Below are 13587 nucleotides of genomic sequence, written 5' to 3' on the forward strand. Positions count from 1 at the left end.
GGAAAGCCGTGAACGGAGATTGTCGCCGTTCGCGCTTCTCCCTATCAGGCTGCGATGGCGAAGGCACCGGCAACAGCTTTAAGCAGGCGCACGCTGCTGATCGGCGGCGGCGTTGGTGCGGGCCTCGTCATTGCCTGGACGATGTGGCCGCGCGGAACTGAGACCAGCTTGCGGGCCGGGCCGGGCGAAACGGTGTTCAACGCCTATTTGAAAATCGGTAGTGACGGGCGCGTGGTCGTCGCTGTCCCGCAGGCCGAATTGGGTCAGGGCGTTTATACCAGTTTGCCGCAAATCCTTGCTGATGAGCTTGGAGCGGATTGGCGGACGGTCGCTGTTGAACCTGCGCCGCTCAGCCCGGTCTATGCCAATATGCTGCTTGCCGAGGAGGGGGTGGGTGAAGGCGTGCCCGACGCCTTGCAGGGCATCACCCGCTGGGCCGCGCGCGGATCGGCGGAGCGCTCTGCTTTAATGCTGACCGGTGGCTCCTCCTCCATCCGCGCGTTCGAGCGGCCTTTGCGGGAGGCAGGCGCGGCAGCGCGGGTGTTGTTGTCTAAAGCGGCGGCGGATCGCTGGAATGTCGACTGGGAAGAGGTCGAAACCGCGAACGGCTTCGTAATCCATGGCGGCAACCGGCTGAGCTTTGCGGAGTTGGCGGAGGCTGCCGCTGAACAGGATGTGCCGGATGGCCTGCCGATGCGCGCAGGCGACCGGAACCGCTTGGTCGGCGAGCCGCTGCCGCGCATCGACGTCCCGGCCAAGATCGATGGGTCCGCGCGCTTTGCCGCCGATGTGCGCTTGCCGCGCATGGTCTATGCGTCCGTGCGGGCCGGGCCGATCGGTGACAATCGGCTCGAGCGCATCGACCGCGAGGCGGCAAGCCGCGTGCCTGGCCTTCTTGGCCTGTTCGAACGTGAAACCTGGGTTGGCGCCGCGGCGAGCAATTGGTGGGCGGCCAATCGCGCGGTTGAAGCGATGAAGCCGGTCTTCGAAACGCGTGGGGCTCTCCTCAACACCGCCGATGCCGAGGCGGTGCTGGCCGAAGCCAGGGAAAGCGGCGAGGCGACGCGCCTCTTCGAATCCGGCGATGTCGGCAATGCGTTTATCGGCGGCATAGGCTTTAGCGCGCATTATAGCGCCGCACCCGCCGCCAGCGCAGCTTTGGAACCGCTAAGCGCAACCGTGCGGATCGAAGACGGGCAGGTTGAAATCTGGGCAGCGGTGCAGGCTCCGGCTGTCGCGCGTGCTGCTGCCGCAGAAGTGGCGGGTGTCGATGCGGGTCAGGTGATTATCTATCCGATGCCGGGCGGCGGGGGTTATGGGCGCAGGCTTGAGACCGAGGCGATCACGCAGGCGGTATCGATCGCACGTGAATTGCAACGGCCGGTCCAGCTCGCCTGGTCGCGGCTCGAGGAGATGACGCAGGATCGATATCGGCCGCCTGCCATTGTCCGGTTGTCGGCGCGTCTGGGCGATGACGGGCGGATCGCCGCCTTGGCTGCGCGCATCGCTGCGCCGGGCGGGGAAAGCGGCTGGCTCAGCGCCGGAACTGCGGGGGCGCCGGACGAAGCGGACCGGAGCGCGGTTGCGGGCGCGGTGCCGCCTTACGGCATCCCGATCCTTACCATCGAACACGTTCCGGCCAATCCAGGAATTCCACGTGGCGCGTGGCGTTCGGGGATGCGGAGCGTCAACACCTTCTTCCTCGAATCCTTCATCGACGAAGTCGCGCGGCGGATCGGGGCTGAACCTATGTCGTTCCGCATCGGCATGCTCGGCGGCAACCCTCGCCTTGCCCGCGTCCTTTCGACAGCCGCGAATTTGGGCGGGTGGGATGGCGGCGCCACGGGAGGAGCGCTGGGCCTCGCCTGCCACGCGGCTTATGGTTCCTATGCGGCGTTGTTGGTGGAAATATCGGTTGCAGGCGGCCAGCGCATCAAGGTCGAGCGCGCGGTGTGCGCCGTCGATTGCGGCCGCGTCATCAACCCCGAAATCGTGCGGCAGCAGATTGAGGGCGGCCTCATCTACGGCATCGCCGCCGCCTGTGGGGCGCCGATCGGCTTCGAGGGCGGGCTTCCGACCGTACGCACATTGTCCGGGCTTCGCTTTCCGCGCCTTGCGGACGCGCCGGATGTCACGGTCGAGATCATGCCGAGCGAGGATGATCCCGGCGGGGTCACCGAACTCACCGTACCTCTCGCCGCGCCCGCAATTGCCAATGCGCTGTTCGCCGCGTCCGGCCAGCGCCTCCGCTCTTTACCTCTTATTCCCGGAACAGGTTGATGCAGAAACCCGCTGATCATCCGGCCATCCCGATCGCAAGGGTTGGCGTGCTCCTCATCAACCTCGGCACGCCCGATGCGGCGGAGGCGGGGGCGGTACGCCGATATCTCAAGCAATTTCTGTCGGACCGCCGCGTCGTGGAAATCCCGCCCCTGATCTGGCAGCCGATCTTGCGCGGGATCATTCTCAACACGCGACCGAAAAAGTCCGTTCACGCTTATGCACAGGTTTGGAGCGAGGAAGGGTCGCCGCTGGCCGCCATTACCCGTCGGCAAGCGGCGGCGCTGCAAGGCGCATTCGGCGCGGATGTGATCGTCGATTATGCCATGCGTTACGGCCAGCCGGCGATCGCGGACCGGATCGGCGCACTCAAGGCGCAGGGGTGTGAGCGGATCCTGATCGCGCCGCTTTACCCGCAATATTGCGCGGCGACGACGGCGACGGCGAACGATGCCGCTTTTGCCGCCCTCGCGGCGATGCGCTGGCAGCCTGCCATCCGGACCTTGCCGCCTTATCATGACGACCCTGCCTATATTGGCGCCCTAAGGAAGGCGCTGGAAACGGGGCTTGCCGCGCTCGATTTTACACCGGACACGATCCTGGCCAGCTTTCACGGCATGCCGGAACGCACGTTACATCTTGGTGATCCTTATCATTGTCATTGCCGAAAGACAGCGCGGCTCCTGTCGGAGGCGACGGGTCGGACGATCAAGGTCGCCTTTCAGTCCCGCTTCGGGCGGGCCAAGTGGCTCGAGCCCGCGACCGATACGACGCTGGCGGCTATGCCCGGGCGGGGCATGAAGAAGGTGGCGCTTATCGCGCCGGGATTTTCCGCCGATTGCCTCGAAACGCTAGAGGAACTGGCTATTCGCGGGAAAGAGGTTTTTCTTTCCGCGGGGGGAACGGATTTCGCCTATCTGCCTTGTCTCAACGACAGCGAGCCGGGGATCGAAATGCTGCGCAGCATTTTAACGCGTGAGCTTGCCGGATGGATGGCCGCGCCATAGGATCGCAGCTATAAAATAAGGGAGAGGTTGATGACGCAAGTTGCGATCGTAACCGGTGGAACACGCGGCATCGGGGAGGCGATCAGCCTGGCTTTGCGGGACATGGGCCTTATGGTCGCGGCCAATTATGCGGGCAATGACGACAAGGCGCGCGACTTCACCAGCCGTACGGGCATTGCAGCCTATAAATGGAATGTCGGCGATTATGATGCCTGCGTCGAGGGTGTGATGCGGATCGAGGCGGCGCTGGGGCCGGTCGCGGTCCTCGTCAACAATGCCGGCATCACCCGCGACGGCACGATGAAGAAAATGAGCCGCGACATGTGGGACGACGTGATCGACGTAAACCTCGGCGGCTGCTTCAACATGGCGAAAGCCGTGTGGGACGGCATGAATGCGCGGAAATATGGCCGCATCGTCAACATCGGTTCGATCAACGGCCAAGCCGGGCAATATGGCCAAGTCAATTATGCTGCCGCGAAGTCCGGCATCCATGGCTTCACCAAAGCGCTGGCACAGGAAGGTGCGCGGTCCGGCATCACCGTCAACGCCATAGCGCCGGGCTATATCGATACAGACATGGTCGCAGCCGTGCCGGAGGATGTGCTGGGAAAGATCGTCGCCCGTATCCCAGTGGGCCGCCTGGGCCGCGCCGAAGAAATTGCGCGCGGCGTTGCCTTTCTTTGTGCGCAGGATGCGGGCTTCGTCACCGGATCGACTCTGTCAATCAATGGTGGCCAGCATATGTATTGAAGTTGCGGGCTTTCATTTCCCTTGCCGTCATTCCGGCGAAAGCCGCAATCTGGTGACAGGGATGGCGCGTTCTCGTCCTGAGACCCCGGCTTTTGCCGGGGTGACGGCGAGAGTGGGGCTGTGTAATTGCTAAGGATGATCCGTGGACTATAGCGGCCCTGTTAAACGGTCGATGACCATTGCCGGACACCAGACATCAATCAGTCTCGAGCCCCTATTCTGGGACGCCCTTTGCCGGGCGGCTGAGGAGGAGGGGGTGCCGCTTAACGCCCTCGTCGCGCGGATTGATGTTGAGCGCATTCAGGCCAGTGATCCGCCCAATCTCGGGAGCGCGATCCGCCTGTGGTTATTTGATCGGACGGCATCTCCGCGACAAAAATGAGAGTCATTCTCAATAGGCATTGACGTTGCGAACGACTCGCAATAGAGGGCACCTCACAACAAGGGGAGCTTCCAGTGTCCGATTCCTTCCGCACCGCCATGCCCGCATTTCTGGCGCTGAGCTGCGTCACTTTTGCCGCGCCGGCTTTCGCCGCTGACGGTGAAAGCACTATCGCTCGCGATACTGATGACCAATCGATTATCGTCACCGGCGAGCGCGAGGCCAAGGAATTAGAATCGCCCAAGGCGCTGCAGCCGCTCGTCGATACGCCGCAGACGGTAACGGTGATCAGCGATCAGACGCTGCGCAAGCAGAACCTCCTCACCCTGCGCGACGCGCTTTCCACCATCCCGGGCATCACCTTCGGCGCGGGCGAAGGCGGCGGCGGTTATGGCGACAGTATTAACCTGCGCGGCTATTCGGCGAACAACGACGTAACCCAAGACGGTGTCCGCGACAGCGCGCAATATAGCCGCACCGATCCATTCAACCTGCAGCAGATCGAAGTCTATAACGGAGCGAACAGCGTGTTTAACGGCGCGGGCTCTGTCGGTGGCACGATCAACCTTGTTTCGAAAGTGCCGCAGGCTGAAAACCTGACCATCCTTCAGGCCAGCGTGGGGACCGACAATTACCTGCGCGGCACGATCGACACCAACCACCGATTGAGCGAATTCATCGCGGTGCGTCTCAACGCGATGGGGCATAAGGCCGATGCGCCGGGGCGGGATGTTGAAAAGTATCAGCGCTACGGTTTCGCGCCCGCTATCACCCTCGGTATCGATGGCCCCACCAGCCTGACGCTCGCCTACCTCCATCAGCGGGACGACAACACACCAGTTTATGGCGTACCTTATTATGCGGTCGCGGGCGGACCGCTCGACGGCGTCGACGACAGCGACTATTTCGGCATTGAAAATCTCGACAGCCAGAAAACCGAAGTCGACCGGCTGACCGCAACTTTCACCCACGATTTCAGCGATAGCCTGACAGTCCGCAACCTCACTCGCTGGCAGCGCGTCTTCCAGCCGACGGTGACGAGCGCACCGCAGGCGAGCGGGGCAGGCGCGTGGTGCTTGTCCAATGGAACGAACCAACTGGGCGCGCCTTGTGCCACGGGTCAGCAGCCTGGTTTCTATTATCCGAGTGGGCCGCGCGGTCTCGTCCGCGATCAAACGAACGATCTCCTCTACAACCAGACCGACCTGCGCTTTACCGCTGCCAACAACACGCTGGTCGTCGGCGCTTCATTCGCTCAGGAAGATTATACGCTCGTCACCGCGCAATTGCTGCGTGACGCCAATGGCGCTGTGTTGCCGCAGCCCCCGATTGAGATTGCCGATCCCGACACGAATTGGCGGGGTCCGGTGAACCGCATTGTGACAGGGAAATCTTATGGCGACAGCCGCAACGCCGCTGTCTACGCTTTCGATACGCTCGAGCTCGGCCGCTTCGAATTGAATGCTGGCCTGCGCTATGAAAGCGTCCGCAACCTGTTCCGCGCCGATACTTACGCGACGCCCGGCGCCTATGGACGCGGAGCGGATCAGGTCAGCAAGGAAAGTCTCTTCTCCTATCGGGCCGGCCTCGTCTTCAAGCCGACCGATTGGAGCAGCCTCTACATCTCCTACGCCAACGCCAAGACGCCGTCCTCGGCCAGCGTTCGCGGCGGGTGCACCAGCGGCTCGGGCGCTACCTTCTCGGATTTCTGCGATGCGGCGCCCGAAACCGCGCGGAACTTCGAGATTGGCGGCAAGGCGGACCTGATGCGGGGGCGCCTGCAGCTAACGGCTGCCCTGTTCCGCAACGAGCGCAGCAACTTCCGCGTGCCTTCGCAGGATCCCGCCGCGCCGACCCTTCAGGTTCTCGACGGCCGCTCGCGCGTCGACGGGATCGCCCTCGGCGTCACCGGCAACATCACGCCAGCCTGGTCGGTGTTCGCCAATTACACCTATCTCGACAGCGAAGTGCTGCAGAGCGTTTCCGACTTCTGTCTCGATAACCCGGGCACCGCTTGCGGCAACAGCGCAAGCGTGATCGATCCGCAGCGCGGGAACGACCTGCAGCAGACGCCGAAGCATTCGGGCAGCCTGTTCATGACCTACACCTTCCCGTTCGGCCTGCAGCTTGGCTACGGCTTCACCTATCAGGGCAGCTTCGCGCTCAACCAGAGCACGCTCGCCGCGCCGCAGGAGTTCCGGTCCGACGATTGGATGACGCACCGCGCGTTCGCATCCTATCCGTTCGGCAACGGCCTGACCGCGCAGCTCAACGTCCAGAACATCACGAACGAGCGTTATTTCACCGGCATCCGTAACAATGGCTGGGCGACGCCGGGTGAGGATCGTTCGGCGGTGCTGAGCCTGTTCTACAGCTTTTGATCCACTCTCGTCATTGCGAGGCGCGAAGCAACGAAGCAATCCATCTCGCCGCGAGCCTGGATTGCTTCGCTTTGCTCGCAATGACGATGCAGTTGATCTAAGAGAACGGCCATGATGCTTGCGATCCCAGATGTGCTCGATCCCGGACGCCTGGCCGAGGTGCGGCGCCTCATCGATGCGGGGCAGTGGGTGGACGGTAACGAAACCTCGGGTCGTCAGTCGGCACTTGCCAAGCGCAATATGCAGCTGTCCGAAAATTCGGATGCGGCGCGGCAGGCGGGCGCGATCATCCTCGATGCGCTCGGCCAATCGCCGCTGTTCATCGCGGGCGCTTTGCCCTCGAAGGTCTTCCCGCCGCTGTTCAACCGCTATGAAGGCGGCGAACGGTTCGGCACCCATGTCGACAATGCGGTGCGCCTGAAAAAGGGCACGGATCTCAAGGTCCGCAGCGATCTTTCCGCGACGCTCTTCCTCGCCGATCCGGACAGTTATGACGGCGGCGAGCTGGTTGTCGAGGATACGTACGGCACGCACGCCGTGAAGCTGCCTGCCGGGCACATGATCCTCTATCCCGCGTCCAGCCTGCATCGCGTGGAGCCGGTGACATCCGGCGCGCGGGTCGCGTCCTTTTTCTGGGTACAGTCGATGGTCCGCGACGATGGCGCCCGCACTTTGCTGTTCGACCTCGACCGATCGATCCAGACCATTGCCGCCGATCGGGGACAGGATGATCCGGCGATCATCCAGCTCACCGGTGTTTATCACAATCTGCTGAGGCGCTGGGCCGACTGTTAGTTGCGATTGACTTGCAATAGCCGCCGTGGCACGCCGTCCGCGTGACTCAAGCCGAAGGGGATGGCAATGGCGGCATCGACGAAAATGAAGCTGCGTAATGCGTGGTTTCAAGTCCACAAATGGATCGGCATCCTGCTCGCCATCCTGATCATTCCCATCTCGCTCACTGGATCCGCGCTCGTCTGGCACGACTGGCTCGACGAGGCGCTTAATCCGGGCCGCTATGCCGTTACCTCGTCCGACGTGCGGCTGACACCCTCGCAATATGCGCAGGCCGCTGCCCCCGCACTCCAGCCCGGCGAGAGGGTCGGCACAATCCGCTATCCCGAAGGCGAAGGCCCTGTGCTCGTCACCGCGATGGCCCCGCCCAAAGAAGGAGCGCCCGGGCGTCCAGTTCGCAATCAGGCATGGCTCGATCCCGCGAGCGGCAAGTTGCTCGACAGCGCGCCGAGCGACGTTGGCGCGGTTCGCTTCCTCCACGTCCTGCACGGCAGCCTGATGGTGCCGGGCATGGGCCGTCAGATTGTCGGCTGGGTCGGCGTGTTCATGCTGATCTCATCGCTGACCGGGATTTGGCTGTGGTGGCCGGTGTCGGGCAGCGTGAAGAAGGGCTTCAAGTGGAAGCGCCAACCCAGGTTCAGCAGCAATCTGCATCATCAGGCGGGTTTCTGGATCGCCATTCCGCTCGCCATGCTGTCCTTTACCGGTGTGTGGATTTCCTTCCCCTCCTTCTTCGGGCCGCTATCGGGGGCTCCCGCGCAAAAGGGCGGCCGCCCTGCGCCGGCCGCTCCGCTGGCGACAACCGCAATGACGCCGGAAGCAGCGCTTCAGGCTGCCTCCGCTCACGCGACGGGGCCGCTGGTCGCGATCACCTGGCCTACGGAAAAGGCGCCGGACTGGAAAATTGCCTACGAGCGCGACGGCGGCCCAGCCGAAGTGGAAATTGCGGATGCCGGCGGCGAGATCACGCCGCCCAAGCCGCCGCAGCCCGAAACCATCGCGCGGACCATGCGCCGCTGGCATGACGGCGCCGGCATGGGCGCGGTGTGGCAGGTGGTGATTTTCCTGGGCGGCATCATCCCGGCGATCCTCAGCGTCACCGGCATCATGATGTGGCTCAACACGCGCAAATGGCGCGGCGACATGGCCCGTCGCAAGAAGGCGAAGCTGGCCTCTGCGCCGTCGGAATAGCTCTCTTTCCCCGCCAGGGGAGAGAGGGGAATGGCGTGGGCACCTGCACGGAATTCCCAGACTCCCCCTCTCCCAAGCTCTCTCCCCTGAAGGGGCGAGGGAACTTATCGCGCCAACAATACCCGCGCCTGCGTCGCGATCTGTGCGAGCATTGCCGATGTCGTGACCGATGCCGTGCGGGCGCGGTCGACGAGGTGGCGGAACTGCTCGATACGAGCCGCGTGAGCGGTAACCCATTGGTCCACCGCCGCGTGCGGATCGTTGCCGCCGCGCTCCAGGAAATCGAGCCGCAATTGCTCGAAATCGCGGGCGAGACCTGCGGTGAGCAGGCGCTCCCACTGATCGGTAGCATGGAAGCGGTTGGCCGCGCTCTGCGCCCAGTCAAGGCCGAGCGCTTCGCCGAGCTTTGTATAAGCTTCGGTGAGGGCCACCTCGTTCACGCCGCGCCGCTGGCCAAGGGCGGCGATGCCGACACCGCCATTCATTTCGAACAAGCGGACGATGCGGTCGACGATGTCGGCCGGAACGCCGGGGGCCGCAATCCGCTCATGCAAAGCACCCGCCTGTCCGCGCGCTTCGTCGCGGAGCAGATCGTTAACCGACGCGTCGAGTTTCTTGAGCCCTGGCTCAAGCATCGCGACAATCTCGCCGGGCAGCGCATCGGGCGCGGTACAGCGGATGATGTCGGACACGTGGAAACGCAACGCCGTCGATGCCTCGTCAAAAAGGGCAAGCCGCACCGCTTCGGGTATCGCCAGCGCATCGATATCCGCCCACAAGCGGCGCATGTCGAACAGCCGCTCGGCCGCAACGAAAGCCGCTGCCGCCTGCGCAAAGGACGCGCCTTCCTCTTCAGTCAGCGCAAAGGGCGCGAGGACGCCCATGCGGTTGACGAACCGGTTGGCAACCTTGGTCGCAATGATCTCACCGCGCAGACGGTGTTCGCGGATGGCCTGGCCGTGCTTTTTTTGCATGAGCGGTGGGAAAGCGGCCATCAGGTCGCCCTCCATGGTTGGATCTTCGGCCAGATTGCCATGCTCGATCGCGGACTGAAGGGCCATTTTGGTTGTGGACAGCAGGACGGCGAGTTCGGGCCGGGTAAGGCCGCGACTGTCCTGCGCGCGACGGAGCAGGTTTTCGTTCGTGTCGAGCCCTTCCACCTTGCGGTTGAGGCGTCCGCTTTCCTCCAAAATCTCGATCGCGCGAACAAGGGCGGGAAGCGCCTCGGCGCCGCCGCGCTCCGCGACGGAAAGGGCGAGGGTCTGGAGGCGATTGTCCTCAAGAACGAGATGCGCCACGGCATCGGTCATCGCGACGAGCAACTCATTGCGATCGGCTTCGGCGAGACGCCCTTCGGCCATTTCGCGATTGAGCGGAATCTTGATGTTCACTTCATTGTCGGAACAGTCGACGCCTGCCGAATTGTCGATGAAGTCTGTGTTGATCCGGCCGCCGTGCGCCGCAAACTCGATGCGTGCGGCCTGAGTAACGCCAAGGTTCGCACCTTCGCCGATCGCCTTCACCCGCAATTCGTTGGCGTTGACGCGCAAGCCGTCATTGCCGGGATCGCCGACTTCGGCATTGTTCTGCGTCGACGCCTTCAAATAGGTGCCGATGCCGCCGAACCAGATAAGGTCGGTCGGGCTCTTCAGGATCGCGCTGATGAGTTCGGCGGGTGTCAGCTCGTCTGCCTCGATGCCGAGCACCGTCTTCACTTCCGGCGTGAGCGGGATCGACTTTAGCGTGCGGGCGAAAACACCGCCGCCCTTCGAAATGAGCACCTTGTCATAATCTTCCCAGCTCGATCGCGGCAGCTGGAACATGCGGTTGCGCTCGTCCCAGCTCTTCGCCGGATCGGGATCGGGGTCGAGGAAGATGTGGCGGTGATCGAAGGCGGCGACCAATTTGATCGCCTTCGACAAGAGCATGCCGTTGCCGAACACGTCGCCCGACATATCGCCGCAGCCGACAACCTGGATCGACTGCGTCTGCACGTCGATGCCCATCTCGGCGAAGTGGCGCTGGACCGATACCCAGGCGCCCTTGGCAGTGATGCCCATCGCTTTGTGGTCATAACCCTGGCTGCCGCCCGAAGCGAACGCATCGCCGAGCCAGAAATTCCGGTCCGCGGAGATTGCATTCGCGACGTCGGAAAAAGTTGCGGTGCCCTTGTCGGCAGCAACGACGAAATAGGGGTCGTCATCGTCGCGGATGGTAACATCTTCGGGGTGCACCACCTGGCCCTCGACAATATTGTCGGTCACCGAGAGGAGCGAGCGAATGAAGATACGGTAGGATTCCGTGCCCTCCGCAAACCAGGCATCGCGGTCACTGATCGGCGGCAGCTTCTTGGGATAAAAGCCGCCCTTGGCGCCCGTAGGCACGATCACGGCATTCTTCACCATCTGCGCCTTCACAAGGCCAAGGATTTCGGTACGGAAATCGTCGCGCCGGTCGGACCAGCGCAGGCCACCGCGCGCAACCGGCCCGCCGCGCAAATGGATGCCCTCGACACGTGGTGAATAGACCCAGATCTCGCGCCACGGCACCGGCGCGGGAAGGCCCGGGATCAGGCTGGAATCAAGCTTGAAGGCCAGGGCTTCCTGCGCGGCGGGCGCAAAGGCATTCGTCCGAAGCGTCGCGCTGATGACGCTGCGGAAGAGCCGCAAAATGCGGTCCTCGTCAATCGCGGCGACGGTAGACAGTCCATCCGTCACGGCTTGCTCGGCAGCACCGGCGGTTGCGATCCGGTCGCCGGAGAGCGCCGGGTCGTGGAGCGCGTCGAACAAGGCGATGAGGCCCTTCGTCACCGCTGGTGCCTTGCGCAGCGCATCGACAACGGTCTGCATCGAATAAGCAAGGCCGGTTTGGCGAAGATAGCGGAACCAGGCGCGGAACAGCACGACGTCGCGCGGGCACAGGGCCGCAGCCACGAGCAGCTGATTGAACACGTCATTTTCGGCTTCATTGCCCAGCACGGCCGCAATCGCCTTTTCGATCGAATCCGCGCGCTCCAATATGTCGGCCGCGCTGGCGCCCGTCTGCATTTCGAGCAGGAAATCGTGGATATGGCCGGTTCGGCCGCCGTCGAGCGCGGTGGGCTGCTCCTCCAGAACACGGAAGCCGAAATTCTCGAACACCGGGACCGCGTCGGACAACGGGATCACATGGCCGAGCCGATAGGTCTTGAGCCGTAACTGATGGGGCGCGTCATCCGGCAACGCATAAAGGCGCGCGTCCCGGGCCGTCTCGTCGCCAAGAGCGGACAGGCGAACAACGTCTTCGGCTGCTTCTTCGGCAGATGTATGGGCGCGATAGGTTTCCGGGAAGCTGCCGAGGTGGCTGATCGACAGGCGGGTAGCGCGGCCGCTGCCGACACGGGCGCCAAGCGCCTCTTCGACCGCCGGTTCCCAGCCGCTCACCATCGTGGTGAGGCGCGCATTCAATGCCGCGACGTCGGGCAGGGCGCTGCCCATTTCGACGTCAAGCGTGTAGCGGATCAGGGCGAGATCGCCGTCGCCCAACTCGACCGACCAGCTGGATAGGGTGCCCTTGGCGGCCTTTTCGATCATCCGGCCGATGGCGTGGCGCCGTTCGGTCGACAATTCCTCGCGCGGCAGCCAGACAAAAGCGAAAAGATGGCCCTTAAGGATGCTCTGAAGAAGAATGATCGCCGGACGCGGCCGGTCGGCAAGCGACATGGCTGTCGAGATGAGCACCTTTACCGCCGCGACGTGGAGACCGACGAGAAGGTCACGCGGGAGTGATGCGACGGCGTGGCGCAGCGCCTTGCCGGCGTGGCCCTTCGGATCGAAGCCGAACGCCTCTTCTAATTGCACGAGGCGGCGGCGAAGCACCGGCACCTGCTCGGAGGGCGCGCGCAAAGCCTGGCTGGTCCACAAACCACCGTGAATGGTGATGGCGTTGATTTCTCCGCCCTCGCGAACCGGGAGCACGAGCAGATCGAGCGGTACGCGGCGGTGAACGGTCGAGATTCGATCTGCCTTGGCGATGAGCGGGGCCTGGCCGCCATTGCGGAAATAGTCGATTGCCGCCGCGCAGCTTTCATCATCCCAAAGCTTCGCATCACCCGCGCGTGAAAGGCCCAGCCGCTCGCTCGCGCCGCCGCCGCACTTTTCGCTTTGGTGGGCAAGAAGCGTGAAGGCGCCATCGGCGAACCAGTGGAGGAGCGCGGCGGCTTCCTCATCGGCGAGCGCATCGGCATCGGCACGCATACGGGCTTGAAGCTGCGGCCAATCGGCAACGGCGGCGCGCACGTCATCGAGCACGCGCTCGATGTCCGCAACGAGCTCGCGACGTCCGCGCGCATCGATGCGGTCCATCTCCAGGTACATGATCGATTCCCGGCGGCCCTTGTCTTCGCAGAACGGCTCGACGGACGTGAGGCCGCCGTCGGCACCCCGCTCGACGCAAACGACGGGGTGCAGCAGGCGGTGAACGATAAGGCCGCGCGCCGCGATCGCCGCCGCGACGGAATCGACAAGGAAGGGCATGTCGTCATTGACGATAGCGAGACGCATCCTGCGCCGTCCGACTTCGCCGCCAAGCGACTCAAGAGTTACGGCGGCGACGCCAGTCTCGCGATAGAGCGCCGAGGCTGCCACGAACCGCGCCGCCTCTTCCGCCGCTTCGGCGTCGAAACCCGTCACTTCGCCGGGCAGGGCGCCGTCCACCAAGGCTGCTTTAAGGGCGCTCAGGATCGACGGGTCGGCGGCTTTTTCCGCACCCTTTGCATTCGACGTCATACAGGTCCGCTCCAGGCGCGCGCGGCATAGGG

General features: G+C 63.7%; 8 protein-coding genes. 7 read left to right on the forward strand and 1 reads right to left on the reverse strand.

The genetic code is table 11. The features are described 5' to 3' along the window. Positions 1-54: 54 nt before the first annotated feature. The 7 genes from C7I56_RS00145 to C7I56_RS00175 all read left to right on the forward strand — a co-directional run bounded on the left by C7I56_RS00145 (position 55) and on the right by C7I56_RS00175 (position 8789). A complete protein-coding gene (locus C7I56_RS00145; protein ID WP_106638551.1) occupies positions 55-2280 on the forward strand; it encodes a molybdopterin cofactor-binding domain-containing protein in 2226 nt (741 codons plus the stop codon). After that, positions 2280-3287, forward strand: a complete 1008-nt coding sequence (gene hemH, locus C7I56_RS00150) for a ferrochelatase (RefSeq protein ID WP_106638552.1) — start codon at positions 2280-2282, stop codon at positions 3285-3287. Before C7I56_RS00145 ends, hemH begins: the two co-directional genes overlap by 1 nt. A 30-nt stretch (positions 3288-3317) precedes the next feature. Continuing rightward, positions 3318-4040 (forward strand): acetoacetyl-CoA reductase, encoded by a 723-nt coding sequence (gene phbB, locus C7I56_RS00155; protein WP_106638553.1) that lies wholly within the window; start codon positions 3318-3320, stop codon positions 4038-4040. A gap of 142 nt (positions 4041-4182) precedes the next feature. After that, the gene (locus C7I56_RS00160; RefSeq protein WP_425352352.1) at positions 4183-4422 is read left to right on the forward strand and encodes a ribbon-helix-helix domain-containing protein; all 240 of its coding nucleotides are present in this window, start codon (positions 4183-4185) and stop codon (positions 4420-4422) included. A 98-nt stretch (positions 4423-4520) separates the two neighbouring features. Further along, positions 4521-6803, forward strand: coding sequence for a TonB-dependent receptor (locus C7I56_RS00165; RefSeq protein WP_106639543.1), 2283 nt, complete (start codon positions 4521-4523; stop codon positions 6801-6803). A 111-nt stretch (positions 6804-6914) separates the two neighbouring features. Then, a complete protein-coding gene (locus tag C7I56_RS00170; protein ID WP_106638555.1) occupies positions 6915-7598 on the forward strand; it encodes a Fe2+-dependent dioxygenase in 684 nt (227 codons plus the stop codon). Positions 7599-7664: 66 nt separating this feature from the next. Continuing rightward, the gene (locus C7I56_RS00175) at positions 7665-8789 is read left to right on the forward strand and encodes a PepSY-associated TM helix domain-containing protein (protein WP_199792294.1); all 1125 of its coding nucleotides are present in this window, start codon (positions 7665-7667) and stop codon (positions 8787-8789) included. Positions 8790-8893: 104 nt separating this feature from the next. Here C7I56_RS00175 and C7I56_RS00180 read toward each other — a convergent pair whose 3' ends face one another. Continuing rightward, positions 8894-13555: an NAD-glutamate dehydrogenase gene (locus C7I56_RS00180; protein ID WP_106638556.1), complete on the reverse strand. Its 4662-nt coding sequence runs from the start codon at positions 13553-13555 to the stop codon at positions 8894-8896. Between the last annotated feature and the right edge of the window lie 32 nt (positions 13556-13587).

The organism is Allosphingosinicella vermicomposti (genome assembly GCF_003012815.1).
Taxonomy (GTDB): Bacteria; Pseudomonadota; Alphaproteobacteria; order Sphingomonadales; family Sphingomonadaceae; genus Allosphingosinicella; species Allosphingosinicella vermicomposti.

What these genes read in the sequence shown, in the direction of transcription:
- C7I56_RS00145 (WP_106638551.1), top strand. Translation starts at nt 55, where the DNA reads ATGGCGAAGGCACCGGCAACAGCTTTAAGCAGGCGCACGCTGCTGATC.
- hemH (WP_106638552.1), top strand. Translation starts at nt 2,280, where the DNA reads ATGCAGAAACCCGCTGATCATCCGGCCATCCCGATCGCAAGGGTTGGC.
- phbB (WP_106638553.1), top strand. Translation starts at nt 3,318, where the DNA reads ATGACGCAAGTTGCGATCGTAACCGGTGGAACACGCGGCATCGGGGAG.
- C7I56_RS00165 (WP_106639543.1), top strand. Translation starts at nt 4,521, where the DNA reads ATGCCCGCATTTCTGGCGCTGAGCTGCGTCACTTTTGCCGCGCCGGCT.
- C7I56_RS00170 (WP_106638555.1), top strand. Translation starts at nt 6,915, where the DNA reads ATGATGCTTGCGATCCCAGATGTGCTCGATCCCGGACGCCTGGCCGAG.
- C7I56_RS00175 (WP_199792294.1), top strand. Translation starts at nt 7,665, where the DNA reads ATGGCGGCATCGACGAAAATGAAGCTGCGTAATGCGTGGTTTCAAGTC.
- C7I56_RS00180 (WP_106638556.1), bottom strand. Translation starts at nt 13,555, where the DNA reads ATGACGTCGAATGCAAAGGGTGCGGAAAAAGCCGCCGACCCGTCGATC.